Annotated in this window: 1 protein-coding gene and 1 pseudogene; one reads left to right on the top strand and one right to left on the bottom strand. The window is 47.9% G+C overall.

The features are described 5' to 3' along the window. On the bottom strand, window positions 1-436 hold a 436-nt coding region (locus tag BN93_RS15805; protein WP_019189251.1), incomplete at its 3' end, for an AAA family ATPase. A 283-nt stretch (window positions 437-719) separates the two neighbouring features. Here BN93_RS15805 and BN93_RS15800 point away from each other — a divergent pair. Further along, window positions 720-1,168: pseudogene (locus BN93_RS15800) on the top strand (heavy metal translocating P-type ATPase); the annotation flags it as partial.

Raw genomic sequence — 1,168 nt, 5'->3', positions numbered from 1 at the left:
GCGCCGAGGGCCCTTTATCTATCATGATGTCTATGCGATAGTCTTCCATAGCCGAGTAAAGATACTCTTCAACCACGGGCGAAAGCCGGTGTATCTCGTCGATGAACAGCACATCGTTGGTTTCTAACGAAGTGAGGATGCCGGCCAAATCGCCAGGCTTGTCAAGCACAGGACCGCTAGTTATCTTAAATCCCACGCCCAATTCGTTGGCAATGATGTTGCTCAAAGTGGTCTTACCCAATCCCGGAGGACCGTGTAAAAGGGTATGGTCGAGTGGCTCGCCACGATATTTTGCCGCCTCAACAAACACTTCTAGGTTCTCCACCACCTTACTTTGGCCGCTGAAATCTTGGAATTTCGGCGGTCGGAGGGCGTTTTCAAACTCTCGTTCGCTGGGCATTGTGCGTTCGTCTCTGATGTCAAAGTCTTCTGTCATAATGCAAAGATACTAAAAATTGCAACTTGGTTGCACGTTTTAAGCCCTAACTTTGCAGTACAACATAACATTATCGTTAAGGAAATGAATGTGCGGAGAACGAGAAACGGCATTTGAAGGCCTGCGAACTAGTAGCTGGGAAATTAAAAAAACCGATAAAACCTGGTGAAAATGGAATAACTAGTAAGCCCGAAATACCCAGAAGAACTAGGCAACTTGGACAGGCTAGACAACTTGCAAACTCGTAAACTCGTAATCTTGTAAACTTAAAAAACAACATATTATGTGTGAACATCATCACGAAGAAGAAACAAAATTGTGGCAACCCATACTGTCGGGTGTGCTGCTAGCGGCTGGAATAGCCTTTACATGGATGGGCTGCGGATGGTTTTCGCAACCTTGGGTGCAACTGGTTTGGTACATTGCAGCCTACCTCCCCGTTGGGGTTGGCGTAATGCACGAGGCTGTGGAAGAAGCGATGAAAGGGGATGTTTTTAGCGAATTTATGCTGATGAGCGTGGCTTGCGTGGGCGCTTTCGCCATTGGCGAATATCCTGAGGCCGTAGCCGTGATGTGGCTTTACAGCATTGGCGAGGCTCTTCAACACCGCGCAGTGCATAAAGCGCGGCATAGCATATCGAGCCTAACCCATTATCGCCCCGAACAAGCGCGACTTGTGCGATGGAATGGCGAAAAAAACGCCATGGAACAGTTACTTGTTAAGCCCGAAAT

Source organism: Prevotella conceptionensis 9403948 (assembly GCF_000312305.1).
GTDB classification, from domain to species: domain Bacteria; phylum Bacteroidota; class Bacteroidia; order Bacteroidales; family Bacteroidaceae; genus Prevotella; species Prevotella conceptionensis.
The sequence above is the reverse complement of the archived record's forward strand: the minus strand, read 5'-3'. Positions and strand labels throughout refer to the sequence as shown.